This window comes from Algoriphagus sp. Y33, from assembly GCF_014838715.1.
Taxonomy (GTDB): domain Bacteria; phylum Bacteroidota; class Bacteroidia; order Cytophagales; family Cyclobacteriaceae; genus Algoriphagus.
In genome coordinates this window covers 5,061,913-5,079,614 of sequence record NZ_CP061947.1, presented here as the reverse complement: position 1 = coordinate 5,079,614, position 17,702 = coordinate 5,061,913, and the positions used below count along the sequence as shown (strand labels likewise).

At 40.8% G+C, this 17,702-nt stretch carries 14 protein-coding genes; 13 read left to right on the top strand and 1 reads right to left on the bottom strand.

The genetic code is table 11. The features are described 5' to 3' along the window. The first annotated feature begins 9 nt into the window (after nucleotides 1-9). The 7 genes from ID165_RS20765 to ID165_RS20735 all read left to right on the top strand — a co-directional run bounded on the left by ID165_RS20765 (nucleotide 10) and on the right by ID165_RS20735 (nucleotide 9,130). Entirely contained in the window at nucleotides 10-1,050 is a 1,041-nt protein-coding gene (locus tag ID165_RS20765) for an adenylate/guanylate cyclase domain-containing protein (protein ID WP_192347339.1), read from the top strand. Between the two features lie 45 nt (nucleotides 1,051-1,095). After that, nucleotides 1,096-2,100 (top strand): radical SAM/SPASM domain-containing protein, encoded by a 1,005-nt coding sequence (locus tag ID165_RS20760; RefSeq protein ID WP_225586859.1) that lies wholly within the window; start codon nucleotides 1,096-1,098, stop codon nucleotides 2,098-2,100. Nucleotides 2,101-2,313: 213 nt separating this feature from the next. Continuing rightward, nucleotides 2,314-4,890, top strand: coding sequence for an SLBB domain-containing protein (locus tag ID165_RS20755; protein ID WP_192347338.1), 2,577 nt, complete (start codon nucleotides 2,314-2,316; stop codon nucleotides 4,888-4,890). Next, a complete protein-coding gene (locus ID165_RS20750) occupies nucleotides 4,890-5,963 on the top strand; it encodes an exopolysaccharide biosynthesis protein (protein WP_192347337.1) in 1,074 nt (357 codons plus the stop codon). Before ID165_RS20755 ends, ID165_RS20750 begins: the two co-directional genes overlap by 1 nt. A 13-nt stretch (nucleotides 5,964-5,976) precedes the next feature. Further along, on the top strand, nucleotides 5,977-7,266 hold the full coding sequence (locus ID165_RS20745; protein WP_192347336.1) for an oligosaccharide flippase family protein: 1,290 nt from the start codon (nucleotides 5,977-5,979) through the stop codon (nucleotides 7,264-7,266). Continuing rightward, a complete protein-coding gene (locus ID165_RS20740) occupies nucleotides 7,250-8,164 on the top strand; it encodes a glycosyltransferase family 2 protein (RefSeq protein ID WP_192347335.1) in 915 nt (304 codons plus the stop codon). The genes ID165_RS20745 and ID165_RS20740 overlap by 17 nt, the downstream gene beginning before the upstream one ends. Before the next feature lie 222 nt (nucleotides 8,165-8,386). Continuing rightward, on the top strand, nucleotides 8,387-9,130 hold the full coding sequence (locus ID165_RS20735; protein ID WP_225586858.1) for a bifunctional 2-polyprenyl-6-hydroxyphenol methylase/3-demethylubiquinol 3-O-methyltransferase UbiG: 744 nt from the start codon (nucleotides 8,387-8,389) through the stop codon (nucleotides 9,128-9,130). A 197-nt stretch (nucleotides 9,131-9,327) separates the two neighbouring features. On the opposite strand, the gene ID165_RS20730 is transcribed toward ID165_RS20735, so the two are convergent. Next, entirely contained in the window at nucleotides 9,328-10,581 is a 1,254-nt protein-coding gene (locus ID165_RS20730; RefSeq protein WP_192347333.1) for a M57 family metalloprotease, read from the bottom strand. A 1,098-nt stretch (nucleotides 10,582-11,679) separates the two neighbouring features. Between ID165_RS20730 and ID165_RS20725 the strand changes: the two genes are divergently transcribed. The 6 genes from ID165_RS20725 (at nucleotide 11,680) to ID165_RS20700 (ending at nucleotide 17,694) form a co-directional block, all read left to right on the top strand. Then, on the top strand, nucleotides 11,680-12,144 hold the full coding sequence (locus ID165_RS20725; protein ID WP_192347332.1) for a hypothetical protein: 465 nt from the start codon (nucleotides 11,680-11,682) through the stop codon (nucleotides 12,142-12,144). Between the two features lie 276 nt (nucleotides 12,145-12,420). Continuing rightward, nucleotides 12,421-13,305 carry a hypothetical protein gene (locus ID165_RS20720; RefSeq protein WP_192347331.1) on the top strand — a complete coding sequence of 295 codons (885 nt, stop codon included), beginning with the start codon at nucleotides 12,421-12,423 and terminating at the stop codon, nucleotides 13,303-13,305. A gap of 385 nt (nucleotides 13,306-13,690) precedes the next feature. After that, on the top strand, nucleotides 13,691-14,467 hold the full coding sequence (locus ID165_RS20715) for a 2OG-Fe(II) oxygenase (protein WP_192347330.1): 777 nt from the start codon (nucleotides 13,691-13,693) through the stop codon (nucleotides 14,465-14,467). A gap of 12 nt (nucleotides 14,468-14,479) precedes the next feature. After that, the gene (locus tag ID165_RS20710; protein WP_225586857.1) at nucleotides 14,480-15,871 is read left to right on the top strand and encodes an O-antigen ligase; all 1,392 of its coding nucleotides are present in this window, start codon (nucleotides 14,480-14,482) and stop codon (nucleotides 15,869-15,871) included. Continuing rightward, a complete protein-coding gene (locus ID165_RS20705) occupies nucleotides 15,864-16,988 on the top strand; it encodes a glycosyltransferase family 1 protein (RefSeq protein ID WP_192347329.1) in 1,125 nt (374 codons plus the stop codon). The genes ID165_RS20710 and ID165_RS20705 overlap by 8 nt, the downstream gene beginning before the upstream one ends. Then, nucleotides 16,981-17,694 (top strand): acyltransferase, encoded by a 714-nt coding sequence (locus ID165_RS20700; protein ID WP_192347328.1) that lies wholly within the window; start codon nucleotides 16,981-16,983, stop codon nucleotides 17,692-17,694. The genes ID165_RS20705 and ID165_RS20700 overlap by 8 nt, the downstream gene beginning before the upstream one ends. Nucleotides 17,695-17,702: the final 8 nt, after the last annotated feature.

The following is a 17,702-nucleotide window of genomic DNA, read 5'->3' as shown; positions in this document are numbered from 1 at the left end:
CATTGACCTATGGCTAAGATACTTGTAGTAGACGATGAAGCAGATTTGGAAATCCTGCTAATGCAGAAATTCAGGCGTAAGATTCGAACGGGGGAGTATGATTTTGTATTTGCGCTGAATGGGCGGGAGGCTTTAGAAAGGTTACAGGCACATCCTGATATCGACATGATTTTGAGTGATATTAATATGCCGGAAATGGATGGACTTACTCTCTTGACCAAAGTAAAAGAACAAAATCCACTGCTCAAAGCTGTGATTATCTCTGCTTACGGCGACTTGGAAAATATTCGTACTGCGATGAATAGAGGAGCATTTGATTTCATTACCAAGCCAGTCGATTTTCAGGATTTGGAGATTACTATAGAGAAGACTCTTCAGCACATCAACCAGATCAAATCTACCCTCACTGCGCTGAAGGAAAACAACATCCTGAAAATGTACGTGGATGAAACCGTCCTCAATTTCATGATAGGAAAGGAATCTGAAACATCCCTGATGGAAAACGAAACAGTGGAAGCAACAGTGGTTTTTGTGGACTTGTCAGGATTTACCCGGATTTCTGAAAATGAAGAACCTAATGTGGTCGTCTCCCTGCTTAATGAGTATTTCGACCTGATGGTACGCGAAATTATAGATCAAAAGGGAGCTGTGGACAAATTTATAGGTGACGCGGTAATGGCCGTTTTCAAAGGTCAGGATCAGATAGAAAGAGCATTGAGGGCTAGTATAGCTATTCGGGATAAAATGAACTCAATGCCTATGTATTCCAAAAAATCAAATTTCAGCCCCAAGGTATCTATAGGGCTGAATTCAGGGGAAATGGTTTCCGGAAATATCGGCTCCCAATCATTGAAAAGACTGGACTACACCGTGATCGGTGATGCTGTAAACGTAGCTGCCCGACTTCAAAGTACTGCAGCCCCCGGCCAGATTCTGATTTTGGAGAAATGTACTCAGGGAATTTCTGACCTATTTACTTTTCAACAACTGGGAGAGATCAGCCTGAAAAATAAGGCCAAACCGGTTTCCGTGCTAGAAGTTGTGAAATAGGACCTCTGAATTGCTTCTGTTCTTTTCTCTGCCTTACTTGGCTTCGTGAAAAATAAGTTGATCACGGCAATGGTATTCTTTCGTCTTCTGACATTTCAGAAAATAATTAACTATGCGCTGCTAGTCTGCTCGTTTCAGATTTCCAAGCTTGTGGGCAGACCGATTCTTTGGGGTAAGCCTACTACACTTTCCATAGAGCCTACTACTGGCTGTAACTTACGCTGTCCGGAATGCCCCTCGGGATTACGGGCATTTTCAAGACCTACGGGTATGCTTCAAGAAGCTCTTTTTCAAAGAACTATTGATCAAACATACCAGCATATCACTTGGCTGCATTTATATTTTCAGGGAGAACCATTTTTGAATCCACATTTTTTGGAAATGGTAGCCTATGCAGATTCCAAAGGAGTTTTCACCTCAACCTCTACCAATGCACATTATTTAACGGAGAATCAAGTCAATGGAGTTCTCCAAAGTGGCTTGAAACAATTGATAGTTTCAGTGGATGGGATCACGCAGGGGATTTATGAAAAATACCGCATAGGGGGCCGATTGGAGCAAGTGCAGGAGGGAATTAAGCTACTCTTGACAGAACGGAAAAAGTCCGGACAACACTTTCCCCGTGTGATATTGCAGTTTCTTGTCACGGGACAAAACGAACATCAACTTCCCGGATTAAAACGCTGGGCAGAGAAATTACAGGTTGATGAACTGCAGCTGAAAACTACCCAGATCTATAATTTCGAAAATGGTTCCGAGTTGATCCCGTCTGATTTGGGATATTCCAGATATGTACCTGCAGAAAATGGTAAATGGAGATTAAAGAAAAAGCAAGAGAATAAATGCTGGCGGATGTGGCAAGGCGTAGTAGCTACATGGGATGGAAAAGTAGTCCCATGCTGCTTTGACAAAGATGCCAAGTATGTAATGGGTGAATTGAAATCACAATCACTAGCTTCTATCTGGACATCTCTACCCTATCAACACTTCCGAACACAGCTGCTCGGTGATAGAAATAAGATCGACATTTGTAGGAATTGTACGGAGTAGTTTACTTGCCTCCACGGTGAAAAAGCTTTAACACAGAGAATGCGAAGGATGCCGCAGGGATTTTGTTTATTTCCTATGAGTTCATATACCCAGTAAATATGGGCTCCTGAACGTGTATCTGTAGGTTTTTGGGACTAAATTTGGAGGAACTAGGGAATTCATGGAATTTTAATCCCCATATTTGTTATTGATTCACCGGAACTACCTTTTCTTATGATTTCAATTGTACGATTCTCACACTTTTTCTTGTTTCTGGCCTTTATAGGGTTGGCTATTCCTCAAACTTTCGCACAAGAATTAAACGAGGCAAGCAAAATCATAGTTGATGAGCTTTCAGATGAACAGGTCGATGACTTGCTCTTGCGGGCAGAAGAGGCAGGCTTGTCCAGATCTGAGTTTCTCAAAGCACTGGAAGCGCAGGGAATGCCAAAAAGCGAAGTTGCAAAAATGAGGGCTAGAATTCAGGAAGATGTCCAAACATCGGGAAGAAATACTCAAAACTCCAAGAGAGAATCCCGCCAGCAGGTTAATATGGCAGGAATCAATGAAGGAATGATCCAGCCTTCTGGCGAAACTTCAATGAATACCGGTGAAAATGAAATTTTTGGATCCTCTCTTTTTTATCAGACGAATAGAAACTTAAGTTTTGAGCCAAGTCTGAATCAAGCTACCCCAAAAAGCTATATACTAAGTCCAGGAGATTTGATTTATGTGGATATCTATGGTCAGTCAGAGCAGTACTATGAAGCTACGGTCAACCCGGATGGGTTTGTTCTTCTTGATAATATTGGGCCTGTATATGTCTCAGGCAAGTCCATCGAGGAAGCCACAGGAATTCTGAAAAATCGCGTAGGAAAGTATTATTCGGGACTCCTCGGGAGTAATCCCAATACCTTTCTCCAAGTTACTTTAGGAAACGTGGGTACTATAAAGGTGAACATTTTGGGAGAAGTCCGGTTACCTGGCACATTTACATTAAGTGCATTTTCCACGGTTTTCAACGCACTCTATGCCGCAGGGGGGCCCAATGAAAACGGATCCATGCGAAAGATCAAATTGGTCAGAAATAATAAGCAAGTTGCGGAAATCGATGTCTATGATTTGCTAATTAATGGTACGGCACAACTTGATCTGAAGCTTCAAGACCAAGATGTCATATTAGTACCGCCCTATCTTTCTCATGTGAAAATCAAAGGAGAAGTAAAGCGACCAATGATTTTTGAGGCAAGTGACAGAGATACGTTTACTGACATTTTAAATTATGCGGGTGGATTTACAGACCATGCGTTCAAAGACCGTGTGGCGATTTCAAGAATTACCGGAAACCAGCGCTCCGTATCCGATGTGTATCAGAATCAATTTGATATGTTTATCCTTAAGGGTGGGGATGAGATCACCGTTCAGAGGATCTTGGATCGCTATTCCAATCGCGTTCAGATCAAAGGCGCAGTATATCGGCAAGGTACATTCGCATTGGACGAGGGACTTACCCTATCTCAACTGGTAAAAAATGCAGAAGGGCTCCGTGGAGATGCCTATACTACGCAGGCAAGTATCCTTCGGACTAAGGATGATCTGAGCACGGAGATGATTCAGGTAAATCTGCGGGGAATTTTGGATGGGACAAGTCCCGATATTTTACTTTATCGCGAAGATGTGGTAAGGATCGCCAGCATATATGATATCAATAACGAAGAATATGTACAGATACTTGGAGAGGTGAAAAGACCCGGCGTTTATCCTTATTCCGCAAAGATGAAGGTAGAGGATTTGATTGTGATGGCAGGAGGTTTTCAGGAATCGGCAAATTCCCAGGATATAGAGATAGCAAGGCGGCTGGAGGATTCAGACTTGGGAACCTTGGCGGATATCATTCCCACACAGGTGAATCCAGACTTGGGGTATCACCCAAACTCCCCTTCTTTGGTACCTTTTGATCAGGTCATTGTAAGAAAAAGAGCGAGTTTCACCATGCAGAGATTGGTAGCTGTTGAAGGTCAGGTGAACTCACCCGGGATATTTGCTATCGAGAGCAGTGCTGACCGTATTTCCGACTTGATCAAACGGGCTGGAGGGCTTAATCAATTTGGCTATGCAAAAGGCGCAACGCTAATCAGACGAACCGAGTTTTTCAACACCGAGTCTGAGCAACTGCGCCGGCAGCGGAATTTGGAAGGGCTGCGTATGAAACTTGCCGAAGATCCGAGCAACTCTGAGGCACAGACAGAACTGCTTCAGCGCTTGTTGAATGATTATCAGCAAACTAACTCTCCTGTAGACAACCAGTTGGCACAGGCGAAGAAAGAATCCTTGGATCAAATTGCCTCGGAAACGCCCGGGTTTGCGGTCAAACTAAAAGAAACCGAAGCAGTGGCAATCAATCTCGATGAAATATTGAAAACCCCGGGCTCAGAAAATGACCTTCTATTGGAAGAAGGTGATATTCTTTCAGTTCCCAAATTATTTCAAACGGTAAGAATGAGAGGCGACTTAGTTTATCCTACTACCCTTCGGCATGAGTCGGGACGCAGTCTGAAATATTACATCAATGGTGCAGGTGGTTTTGAGCGTCGTGCCAATAGAAAGCAAACTTACGTGGTCTATGCCAATGGGGCAGTGAAGCGGACCAAAGGCTTGTTGGGAATCAGAAATTATCCGCAGGTAGAGCCCGGGGCTGAAGTCATTGTACCCACGAAAGGACCTAAAATACCACTACGCTTAGGTGAAGTGGTCGGAATCACTACTGGATTGGCCACTCTGGGTTTGGTTATTTCTCAAATCAACTGGTAATGTCAAAATCTAAGCATTTTTCGGATAGTCAATTTACGTTTAGGGAAGTCACTCAAAACTTGTCAGGGTGGATGTCCTATTTTATCTCCCAGTGGAAAATATTAATTCTGGCAGGGATAGTGGGCATAGCGTTAGGAGCACTGGTTTCTATTTTCAAGAAGCCTGTATTTGTTGCCAGTACTTCCTTTGTATTGGAAGACGGCGATTCGGGAGGCATGGGGCAAATGTCAGGTTTAGCCTCATTGGTGGGTGTAAATCTGGGATCCATGGGTGGAACAAGCGGACTTTTTCAGGGAGACAATATAATGGAACTTTACCGCTCTGACCGCATGCTGGATGAGGCATTGCTAAGTCCATTTGATGAAAATCAATTGTTGATAGACCGGTTTATACAATTTGAGAAGATTGACAAAAGATGGGCTTCCAAAGTAGATATAGCCGCAATGGATTTCTCTATTCCCAGAGAGAATTTTACGGTTTCTCAGGATTCCGTAGTGAAAGAAGTAGCCAAACTGGTACGCGAGTATCAACTTTCGGTAACCAAACCGGATAGAAAATTGACGATAATCAAGGTTACTATCTCTTCGAAGGATGAGGCTTACGCCAAAGTGTTCAATGAAAACCTAGTGGAAAATGTCAATGAATTTTACAGGGAGACAAAGACAAAAAAAACCAGCGAAAACTTAGATATTCTTCAATCTCAAGCTGATAGTATTCGTAAGATTTTGGATGCAAGCATCGGTGCGTTTGCTTCGGCTACAGATCGTGTTCCCAATGTCAATCCCCTCCTTTCTTCCGCTACTATAGAGACGAAAAAGCGACAAATCGATGTACAGGCGACGGGTGCTGTCTATGAAGAAGTAGTCAAAAATCTGGAAATTGCCAAAGTCAACCACCGAAATAATTCTCCCCTGATCCAAATTATAGATTTCCCTAGATTTCCACTGGAAAGAAACGAAATTCGCTTAGTGAAAGGAATGGTGTTTGGCTGTATCATCGGGGGGTTATTCACAATTTTTGTATTGTATTTCCGCCGATTGTACCATAACCAGAGTCATGTGAGAGAAAGCTAATCCATAAGCCGGCATGCTAGAAAAACTCGGTCTTAATCCCATCTCTGACATTATCAAGAATAAATCAATCCAGAATTTTTTATTTCTGGCGACTATTCAGTCTTCAAACATTCTGATATCCATTATCTCCATGCCCCTACTGATTCAGGGGATAGGAGTGGATCAGTTTGGTCTGGTGAACCTAGCTCTTTCGGTAATTGTTTTGCTTAATGTACTGGTAGGCTTTGGATATAACCTGAGTGCTCCCCGGGAAGTGGCTGTCAATCAAATGGACAAAACTGCGCTCTCCCACTTGCTTAGCAATGTGTTTTCTACCAAAATCCTGCTTGCCGGCCTTGCCACATTTCTGATTCTGATAGGGGTTTTTGGACTAAATCTTTTTAAGGAGTATTCGTTGATTCTTGTCTATTCTGTATTGCTGCTATTTTCCGAAGCGACTTTACCGCTTTGGTTTTTCCAGGGAATGGAGAAAATGAAGCTGGTCAGCATCGCCAATATATTCAGCAAGTTACTTTTCCTGATGGGGATTGTATTGTTTATCCACAGTCCTGAGCTGAGCAAATGGGTGAATTTTATGATGGGATTTTCAGGTTTGCTGATCAACCTGTTCTTACTGGCTTATATCCATACATTCTTGCAGATTCAATTTTACAGGCCGCAGTTTTCTTCGATTTGGGCCAGTTTGAAGGAAAATGTCTTGTTCTTTTTCAGCAATCTTGCCAGTTATATTTCCATCAATGGGGGGTTGATTATCCTGAGTTTCTATGCTGCAGCCGAAACCTTGGGAATGTACAGTCTGGCAGAGCGGGTGGTGATGGTCTTACGGCTTTTTCCATCATTGATTGTTCAGGCGATATTTCCGAATGCCTCCAAACTTTACAAGACAGACGAACAATCTTTTTATCGGTTTTTGAGACTGGTGTATATCAGAGTTCTACTTTTCGGAGTGTTGATAGCCACTTCTGTTTATCTTGCGGCACCGTGGATCATCCGGGTATTGTCCAGATCGGACCTGAGCGAGTCCGTCAGGTATTTACAGCTTCTGTCCCCGCTTTTATTCCTTTCTTGTTTGAATATTCCGAATATTACCATGATGCTGGTGGCTGATCTCAAGCAGCTGTTGTTTAAGGCCAGCTGGATGATGTGCCTGTATATGATCATTGTGAGTTCTGTTCTGACTTATCTCTATCAGGGCAATGGACTTTGTTTTAGTATTCTATCCACGGAAATTGTAGCCTACATAATCTGTATGGTACTATTGTATAGGCGAAATAGAAAACTTTTCCATGGCTTTTACTCCTAATCCTTCTGTCGCAATTATTCTGGTGAATTGGAATGGATACGCCTTCACCGCAGATTGCTTAGAATCATTAAGATTAGTGCATTTCCCCGATTTTGGAGTTATTCTGGTGGACAATGCTTCCGATAACAGAGAAGGACAAAAGCTGAAAGCTGAATTTCCGGAGATTGACTTAATCGAAACTACCTCTAATCTGGGGTTTGCCGGCGGAAACAATGTTGGCATAAGGAAAGCTTTGGAAACAGGCTATACCCACGTTATGCTACTGAATAATGACACGGTGGTGGAACCGGAATTTCTTGATCAAATGATTAAGAAATTTGAAGATAACCCGCTTCTGGGTATTGTACAGCCACTGATTTTCTTCCTGCATGACCGGGAAAAAATATGGAGTGCAGGAGGGAAGTGGAGCCAACTTTTGTGCAGGGCAATTACCCGTGGGGACCGAAAGTATAAGGAGGAGTACCTTCCCAATGATTGTGAATTGGACTGGGCTACAGGTTGCTGCATGCTGATCGCAAGAGAAGCTTTACTGAAAACAGGACTGCTTAATGAGCAATATTTTACCTATTTTGAAGATGTAGAATGGTCGTTGCGTTTTCGAAAAAAGGGTTTTGAAATCAATTTGGCAACAGAGTCCATTATTTATCATGAAGCTGGAGCATCCTCTAAAAAAGAGCATTCCGAGGGGACGCTTAGCGCAAATGCATTTTATTTTCATGTTCGAAACCAATTTTATCTTATTCGCACAGAAGCAAAGGGAATCTCGGTTGCTCTATCGATTATTTATCATAGTTCGAGGTTCATGGGCTGGATTGGGTATTTTTGCCTGAGAAGGCGTTTTAATAAACTTAAAGCAGTCATTAGAGGAATAAAGGAAGGATTAATCTTACCAATCTAAAACAGGAGTATGGCTTTAGTATTTCGCCTGAGTTCTATTTCGGAATATTTATCACGGGAATAAAGCAATACTAATCAAAGAGTTAATATTATGATTCTACATAGAAGTTGTCCAATCTGTCAATCCGTGAATTTGAAAGGATACGCAATTGATACGGTTCGGAATGGCCCCCATATTTCAAGGGTCCAATGCAAAAATTGTAAACTGGTTTTTGCCAACCCCATGGCTGATGACAAGGAATTGACATTGCACTATACGCATTATTATGACAAAGATCATTACGAAGCACTTGACTATAAAAATTTGATCTTAGATCATTTTGAAAGAATTTCGAAATTGGATGAGACTTCAATCCGAAGGGAAGTTAGATTTCTAAATAAGTTGGAAAATAATGCCAAGTTCTTGGACATTGGCTGTGGATTGGGCTTGGGGCTAGCCTATGCTAATAGGCTGAACTGCGAACTATTTGCTACGGAATTTGATGCAGGAGCACTGGCGTTTGTGAGCGAGCATTTCCCTGTCAGGACTTTTCAGGGAGACGTATGGGATGCCAACTACCCAGATGACTATTTTGATTTTATCCATATCTCTCATGTGATCGAGCATGTCCTGGATCCTAAAGCCTATATTTTGGAGATGAAGCGTATATTAAAGCCGGGAGGGTATATGGCCATTGGTACCCCGAATATGTCAAGTAATCTTTATCGATTCCATAGATGGTACAAACTGCTCCGTTTGCAAGTCCCTGATATCATAGATGGATTAGAACACACTTTTATTTTTCCAAAAGAACTCCTTAGAAAAGTCTGTGAAGAGCAGGAACTGAGCGTAGTCGATCATTATACCCACGACCTTGGGGAGAAGTTTAGTAATTTGATCCGCTATAAAATGTCCATAAAAAAGAAATTCAATAGATTGGCTCAGAATGCATTTCAGGTAAATCAGTGGATTGTCTGCAGGAAGTAAAGCTCGATAGATATTTGATTGGTTGCGAAGGAATAAACGATGTGTGGTTTTATAACTATGCTTTTCAGTGGGATTTCAGGAATTGACTAAAAGGGGAGGTAAAATGCAGCGAAAGAATGAGAGGTTTTCAGAGGTACGGACTATTCCTTAGTTATAGGAAGAAACATGATTTTGCATGTTTCTTCCCAATAAAAACGTTAATTGAATTGATCAACTTTTATTGTATAAAAGGCAATTGCACCCCCAGTCCAACCGCCTGATGACACAACGCCATCATTTGTCAAAGTTGTAAAATGAAATCCTTTATTTGGATGATACCATTCATAAACCGGAGTTCTTTCAGAATTTCCGGTAGTATAAACCCGTGCAATTTCACCCTGATTTACATTGCCTGGATAAAGTGCTCCGAGGTTTGGATTCAAACTCAAATAGTCAACATGTGTAATATTGTGCCTGTATTTGTACAACGGAACCGTACCTGATTTGGGAGAAGTATAAACATACCCTATGTAACCCCAATAGGCAAACCCTTGCGCTCCATAACCATAAGTTGACCAATCAGGAGTCCAATTGTAACCCCCCGTAGCTGATTTTAGGTATGTATAAAATGGTTTCTCGCTTGTATCCAGAGGATATAAAGTTCTAATCGACAGCTGATCTAAATAAGGAAATCCTGTCCAGCTTGGAACAGGAAGGCCAAAGAAACCTCCAGAATTCATTATAGAGTGGGGATCTCCTGTGTATGTTCCTGGGACTAAAATATGATTTGGACTGGCACTACTATCTGTATGACGTAGACCTACTAGATGGCCTATTTCATGGGCAGTAACAAAAACTCTTTGGTCATAGTCTAAGTCTCCAAAGAGACTTAGTGTAATAACCATTTGATTCCCAACGGTACCATTTCCGCCTGAAGTTGGAATTGGCAGATAAGCATATGCGTAAGAATTAGGGTCAGAATTAGTGCTGGTTATTAATGTGTTATAAGTTCCTGAAGTAACTTCTTCATATCTAATTTTATAATTTCTTATTTGATTCCATTTCACAAAGCCATCTCTGATACTATTTCTTAATCCTGATGGGATATTTGAATCAAATTTATACTTAAATGTAGTAATTTGGTTTGCTGGCGTAGTTACCATTGTACTATATCTCCATTGTAAGTTTTGCCCTTGCAATTCCTCCATTTCATTATAGGCTGTGATTAATTCAGCTTTGGAAAAGCTGATATCCCCTTCTACCACATAACCGTCTTCTGTCTCATGAATTTCTGACAAAGAAATTTCATTAAAACCAATTGCTTCCAAGTAGCGAATAAATCTTGGATCAATAGAATTGCTTTCACTTGGCAAGTTCTGTTCATCAACGACAGGCAGATTTTCTTCAGTATCACAGCTGAAAAAGGCTGCGAAAATTCCTGCAAATAATACTTTTTTAAAATGTGTTTTCATAGTGTGTAAAAGTTTAGTGTTCAGGAATTTAGGTTTATTATTAATTAAATGCAAGAAAATATATAAAAAGTAGTATTTAATGCAATTTTATATGTTTAAAGATTAATTTTATCTATTTATAATAATTTATCACTAATTAAATGTCTTAAAGAGCGATAAAAACGTATTTTATAAAAATGATGCTCGGTTTCTTGGTTTTTTACATCAAAAAAATACCCTGTACAGGGTATTGTGAGTCTCGTTTTTTATGCTATAACTCTTGATTTTTATTGTCTTCTCTTAATCATCAGTTCATTAGGAATTTTTATTTTGCTGACAGACACTATTAATGAACAGTGCAAAATATGCAATAGTGTTGCAATAATTTCTTGTCTTAATCTAAACAAGTGTAGTGTTAACCAGAACCTGTCAGGTTTACACCGTCGATTTTTGATGAATAAATAGGTTCTGGGGGCCTAATAGCAAAATCAGACAGTTTTGCTCTGTACTTTTTACAATTATACATAACACTAGGAGGGAAGTAATCTTTCCCGCAAGGAAGGTAGCAGAGTAAAATACAGCCCATATTACCAAGTTTTTTTCATGATGTTGGAAGAATTCCAGTTAGCGATAGCATGGAGAGATAGAAGCACATAAGTTTCATATCAAATCGATCGTTACACGGATGATGCCGGGTAGCAGATTTAGATAGGGCTTGCTGAAAAAGTCTCAGGTATGCAGGGTTCAGGACGTCCGAGTGAAGATGTATGCCTATATCTCGAATGAGGCCAACGTAGAAGATGGTATGGCTGAGGCTAGCTTGGAAATCCCGATTTTGAGATGAATGAATGAAGACCTATTGTGGTCAATAAGTTTGCCCCCGCTAAAAAGCCATTTACATGAAAATGGGTTAATCATTCAAAATGAGAGCTTTTGATCTATTGCTGGCGTTTTCAGCATTCCCTAGATATTCAAAGGGTCAGGTTAAAGTCTGAGGACATTTTTTGACCCTTGTAGCATTTAGGGCTTCCCATTCGTAGTTTATATATCTTATTTATCTGTAACTTTTAAATTTCCATTACCGATGAAAAACAACTACTAGTACTCTGCCTCGTGGCTATGGCCCTGTTCTCATGCGACAAAGAGGATGAAGATCCTAGCCTTCTTTTGGAGGGTTCCTATGAAAATGTTTTACCAACATCCGAAGAAACTCCGACTTATATCACGGTGATGACTTTTTCTACTACAGGAAATTTGCTGATTGAACGGTTTATAACACCTGTGGGATCTAATGAGCGATGTTTAAGTTCTTACTCTGAAGGAACATATCTGCTTCGAGGGGAAGACTTTACAGAAACTATTACAGCCACCTTCGGATTTGATCCAGAGGAATTTGATATTTTCCAAGAATGTCCTCCCAAAGATCAAATGGTCAAAAATTCAGATCCTGAAAGCAGTGGCCAGTCGAGTAGATTGGTTTTGGATGATTCCAATGAAAGTTTTACACTTTACTATCCATGCAATGACGTAGAGGGCTTAAGTGGTAACTGCATTGGGGATCTGAGCTATACCAAAATAGAGTAAGTGAGAGATACCAAAAACTTATTTTTTTTAGTGTTGGATACTCTAATATCCCAGTTAGCATGAAGCTATATTTGCTAAGGCACCCCACTTCTAGACCCCTAGTGGGGTGCCTTTTGAGAACTGTTTTTGACTTAGCTAATGCTTAAAATTAATTCGACCCCCTTACTAGGACTGCTAAAAATCCACGCATTTACCGAAAACCCAAGTACCATAAGAGAACCTTTTTGTGAAAACTAAAGTTTGGTATCTTTCACTAAACTAATAGCCTGTCACTAAATGCATTTAAAGAAAATCTTACTCCTATTAATTCATTTGTTGGTTTTTCATAGTAGTTTTTCCCAATCAGGAATTAATGGGCTATTTGAGCAACTGAAAAAGGAGCGTTTTTTTCCTAAGCAGGAAGAAATTGCAAATCAGCTCTATGATTCTTTGGAGCTCAGCTTAAAAGACCTTCCCGCACATGAAGTTTTGTCCTTGATAGACCCGGAATATTCAGATCATATTCGTGTTCTCAATTCCACGTGTGATGACGGGGAGCACAGCAGGCAACTGAGTGTGGTTGTGCTAGTGCATCCTAATTATTTCAAACAGGTATATTTTTCTGATGCTACCAGCTTAGATGAAAAGTCTAGTTATGCAGAGGAATTTTATCCGGTAATCCAATGGATAGGGAATGATGGAAGTCTCAGATCCAAAAAGTTGTATGCAAGAAAGGACGAGAAAGCTCCGGGATCTGAGTATACCTTCTCTTCCTATAGAGGAACAAAATCAGATTTCTACGAAATCCATAAACTGCCTGCCGGAAACAGCGAGTTATATCTGTTAACAGGTATTATCCCGTCAGATCAGATGCCTGCATTGCTCTCATTTTTCGTGCTTGAAATCAAAGATGACGAATTGAATTTTGACTATCTTGCCTTTGAGGGAATGTCTCCATTGCTTCAGTGCACTATCTACGATAATACATCCCCTGATGCTTATTTCAACTATTTTGGATACGATAGAAAAAAGCATCGTATCTATTTCAAAAATCTAAAAAGGGAGGAGACAGTCACTGTCAATAAAGATGTGTATAGATCATCCTTCAAAATTTTGAACCCGGAGAAAGATATTGAAATCCAGCTTGAATTTGACGGTGCGGGATTCCAAAAGATTAATTAACATTTAAGTGAATCCTTTTTGCTACCACAAAAGCGGTTAAAGTATCCTAAGATTTGGTAAACTCTATCATTTAGATCACTTCGGCCTGTGCCGCCATGGCAAATCTCTACCAGTCCTTTAGACAGGCGGGTGTCTAATAAACCAAAGGAAACATCGACACCGGCATGATTGCATATAAGTCTATTAACCTTTAAGTGAAATTATCTTTCGACTAAAAAGCCTCCCTAGTTACCTAAGAACAGTATATTTTATCAATATTTTAATAGTTAGAGCCTTATAAAGGTTAGGAAGGGGATCAGGTTAACAATTTGTGTTATTTTTGAATTTTAAATTAGAGCCTAGGGCTTTGGTCTCGGCGGAAATAAACTAATGGATTAATAATCATATGATTAATTTTATAGAAATTGAGGAGAATCTGGAAAAATTCAGATTAGCCTATCATATTGCCCAGCCATTTCCCCATTTGATAATCGACAATTTTTGTGATGAGGAGAGGCTGACCATCGCCTATAATTCAATTCCGGAACTAAGTAATAAAAGTAGAGACTACGTTTTTGCAAACAATAAATTTGAAAAGTCGAATTATAAGGAGCTTTGTCCTGAGCTTCATGAACTGTATGAAGACCTAACTTCAGAGCGGTTCAACCATATCCTCTCATTCATCACTTCGAAAGAAGTATTCGTAGATCCCAAAAACCATGGAGGAGGACTTCATCAAGGCAAGAAAAACAGCTTTCTGGATATGCACCTTGATTTTAACTACCACCCCCTAAACAAAGATTGGTATCGGGAGCTAAATCTCCTACTTTACCTGAACAAGGACTGGAAACCGGAATATAGAGGGAATCTGAAGATTTTGGATCTTAGAACAAGTAACGAAGCTGAGCTTGAAGTTCCTTTCAACCGGATGATTATACAGCAGTGCGCCCCTTATACTTTGCATGGGTATGATATGACAGCCTTTCCTGAAGGTAAGTATAGAACCTCAATCGCTACCTATGCTTACCAGAAGCATGACCACCTGATCGAGAAGCCCAGAACTACAGATTGGCATCCTAACGAGGAATCCAATCTTTTCAAGAAATTGTTGGCTAAAAATTATAATTTTCTGGTTTCAACCAAGAATAAATTATTTGGAAGCGGAACCGCAAAAAATCAATAAACCGCTTAAGAATTGCTTGCCTATCTCTTACTGATCGTTTTTCTTCTTTTTTTTACCACATTGGTCCATGTGACTGCAAAGTCAATGATCTTTGAGGGAAGATGGCAGTATGTTATTTTTTTTATAGCTGCATTTTTACCGTTTTATATTTCTTCTCTGAGCATCATATACCAAGCTACCGGACAGAGAGAACTGGTGGCCGTGGTTCAGGTCACCAAAGACCTATTGGTCATTCTCGGTGTTATTCTCTTTGTCATCTATCAGAAAAGTATTTTTGACTATCCTTTTCGGCTAGCCGTCACCGATATAGTTTTCCTGATGTTTCTTGCCTGGGCGTTTTTCTATGTTATTCTCCCCATAGGGGAAGCCAGTTTTGGAGACAAAGCTGTCTATTATAAAAATATGCTGATTCCCGGATTGGTTTATTTTATTGGAAGAAATACTGCCTTTGATGACTTTGAGGTAAAGCGGCTTTTCAAGGTCATTTTCTTCATTGCCATAGCTGCTTTTGGGTTCAATATATTGGAGGGATTACTTGACACACATCTCCAGAGTTTTACAGGATACGCCTTTTTCAATCACGGCATTTATGACATTGAGCCTGCGGGTAATTATGGCCTTTCCTGGACGTTTGAGACTCAGGCGACCACGAAGCGCTTCGGGTCTTTTTTTTCTGATCCGCTCGAGCTGGCCAGTTCCATGCTCCTGGGTTTTTCGGCAGGGCTGATTTGGTTTTTGACTTCAGAAAAAGAGCGCTCGCTTCCTTACATTTTGGTTATGATTTGCTCGGTGGGAAGTCTTTTTTATTCGTCGTCCCGGGCAGCTTTTGCAGCATTTTTCATCATGCTGTTTTTCTTGGCGATTGTGTTTCGACTGTACAGGTTGTTATTTGTCGGCTTTCTTCTATTTCTGTCGTTTGTGGTTTTTATAGTTTTCTTCGCATCAGACGGGCTCTATTATTTCGTTGTTGATACGTTGACTTTTGAAAATGCATCCAGTGCGGGTCATGTAGTGGAATGGCTTATGTCGGTAAATTCTATGCTGGCCAATCCCATGGGCATCGGGCTGTCCATGAGTGGAAATCTCGGCACGGTGACTGACGAAGTTCGAATAGGGGGAGAAAACCAGTTCCTGATCTTTGGAGTTCAATTAGGCTTCATTGGCATGATTCTATACATCTTACTTTGGGGCTTGGCTATCTCCGGATCGCTGCGGATATTCAGAAAAACCGATAATATTATGACGGCAAGGATAGCCTTCACTGCGGCTTCGGTTAAGGTTGGCATGCTTTTGCCCCTTTTCACTGCCAATGCGGAATTATACATTTACGTTAGCTGGATCTCCTGGTGGATGGTCGGATATGCCATAAATCAAGGAGCGAAACCCAAGATTGCCCATGTCTAAGCCTAAGATTCTAATAGACGTGTTTTATCTGCATGTGGCTCAGACGGGCATCAGGACATACATGATGTCCCTTTGTCGTGAAGTGGAAAAGAACAGGGGTACTGAACTTGACTACCTGATTACACCTGACTTTAGAAAGCTGGAGAATAGTGTTTTTTTTAAGGGCAAAACAGCAAAATGGAAAAACCTTAGCTTCCAGCTGTTGTATTTTATACGAAAACAGGTGGTTATTCCCTTTCTTTCCTATTACCACAAGGCAAGTATTGTTTTCAGTCCGGATATTATGAGTCCATTTTTTGCCAGGGGAAAGAAAGTATCTGTAATTCATGATACCTTTTTTTGGGACAACCCGGAGCACTACAATAAGCTATGGCTGAACTATTATTTGTTTTTTTTACGGCAAGGCTTGGCAAAAAATGGAAGTATTATTACGATTACGGAATTTTCCAAAGCTAGACTGACTCAATTAGGGAAGTTCCAGCATTCATCCATCCGGGTAGTTTATCCTGCATCTGATCTTCAACCTGTAATTTCTGATGTCGGTAATCCATTTCCATTTCGCTATTTTCTCCACGTGGGGGTGATGGAGAAAAGGAAGAATCTGGGGATGTTGGTAGAGGCGTTTGCCAAATTGGCAGAGGAGGAGGGATTTCAGGACTGCAAGTTAGTTTTGGTTGGGCAAAGAGGTCCAAGGGAAGCATTGGATGATTTTGATCGTATTCGAAGCTTGGTGCGTCAATTTGGGATTGAGGATCGTGTGCTTTTTCCAGGGTATGTGTCGAGTTCTGAGCTGTCAGCCTATTTTAGCCATGCCCTTGCCTACATTTTTCCATCACTAAATGAAGGGTTCGGACTACCGGTTTTGGAAGCGTTCTCCTATAATCTTCCGGTGATAATTTCCAATCAGGGAGCACTTATAGAAGTGGCCGGAGGGGCAGCTATGATACTGAAGGAAAACACTGTTTCCTCCTTGTATCAATCGATGAGAAGGATTCTTTTGGAACCGGAACTCCGTGAATCGCTCATATCAAAGGGAAGAATTCGTCTTCAGGACTTTTCTACGCTTAAGTTTTTCTTACTTTTAGAAGCTAATTTTAAAGAGATTCTCGATGCCTAGCTTTATAAGAAAAGGTTTCTCAAGGATTACCGGTATGGATTTTGGTGAGCGATTTGGCAAAGAGTGGGATATGCTCTCTACGCTTGGTCTGATCTCCCGAATGGGAATATGGTATCTGCGGGGACTATTGATCAGATGGACATTTTCAGAGCACAAGGGAGTCTTTCTGATAGGAAAGGGAGTCACCATCAGGCAAGCCGGCCACATACGGGTAGGCAAGAATTTCATAGCCCAGGATCATTGTGAAATCAATGGATTGTCTCAGAAAGGTCTTGTATTCGGTGATAAGGTCACGGTAGGAAGCTATGCAATCATCCGTCCTACCAACCTGTATGGAGGGGAAGCAGGTGTAGGGCTAAAGGTAGGAAATAATAGCAGCATCGGACCATACAGCTATATTGGGTGCTCTGGATATATTGAGATCGGTCATAACGTTATGATGTCGCCAAGGGTGAGTATTTATAGTGAAAATCATAATTTTGCGGATGTCGATTATCCAATGATAGAACAAGGTGTGACCCGATCGTATGTGAAGATAGAAGATGATTGTTGGATTGCGGCCAACAGTGTTATTTTGGCTGGAGTTACGATAGGAAGAGGAACAGTAGTAGCGGCTGGAAGTGTGGTTACAAAAGATGTTCCTCCATATAGCGTCATAGCAGGTAATCCGGCCCGCATAATCAAAAGTAGGAAAGTAGATTTATGAAAGCCTGA

Coding starts and splice junctions, on each gene's coding strand:
- ID165_RS20765 (WP_192347339.1), top strand. CDS start 10: ATGGCTAAGATACTTGTAGTAGACGATGAAGCAGATTTGGAAATCCTG.
- ID165_RS20755 (WP_192347338.1), top strand. CDS start 2,314: ATGATTTCAATTGTACGATTCTCACACTTTTTCTTGTTTCTGGCCTTT.
- ID165_RS20750 (WP_192347337.1), top strand. CDS start 4,890: ATGTCAAAATCTAAGCATTTTTCGGATAGTCAATTTACGTTTAGGGAA.
- ID165_RS20745 (WP_192347336.1), top strand. CDS start 5,977: ATGCTAGAAAAACTCGGTCTTAATCCCATCTCTGACATTATCAAGAAT.
- ID165_RS20740 (WP_192347335.1), top strand. CDS start 7,250: ATGGCTTTTACTCCTAATCCTTCTGTCGCAATTATTCTGGTGAATTGG.
- ID165_RS20735 (WP_225586858.1), top strand. CDS start 8,387: ATGGCTGATGACAAGGAATTGACATTGCACTATACGCATTATTATGAC.
- ID165_RS20730 (WP_192347333.1), bottom strand. CDS start 10,581: ATGAAAACACATTTTAAAAAAGTATTATTTGCAGGAATTTTCGCAGCC.
- ID165_RS20725 (WP_192347332.1), top strand. CDS start 11,680: ATGGCCCTGTTCTCATGCGACAAAGAGGATGAAGATCCTAGCCTTCTT.
- ID165_RS20720 (WP_192347331.1), top strand. CDS start 12,421: ATGCATTTAAAGAAAATCTTACTCCTATTAATTCATTTGTTGGTTTTT.
- ID165_RS20715 (WP_192347330.1), top strand. CDS start 13,691: ATGATTAATTTTATAGAAATTGAGGAGAATCTGGAAAAATTCAGATTA.
- ID165_RS20705 (WP_192347329.1), top strand. CDS start 15,864: ATGTCTAAGCCTAAGATTCTAATAGACGTGTTTTATCTGCATGTGGCT.
- ID165_RS20700 (WP_192347328.1), top strand. CDS start 16,981: ATGCCTAGCTTTATAAGAAAAGGTTTCTCAAGGATTACCGGTATGGAT.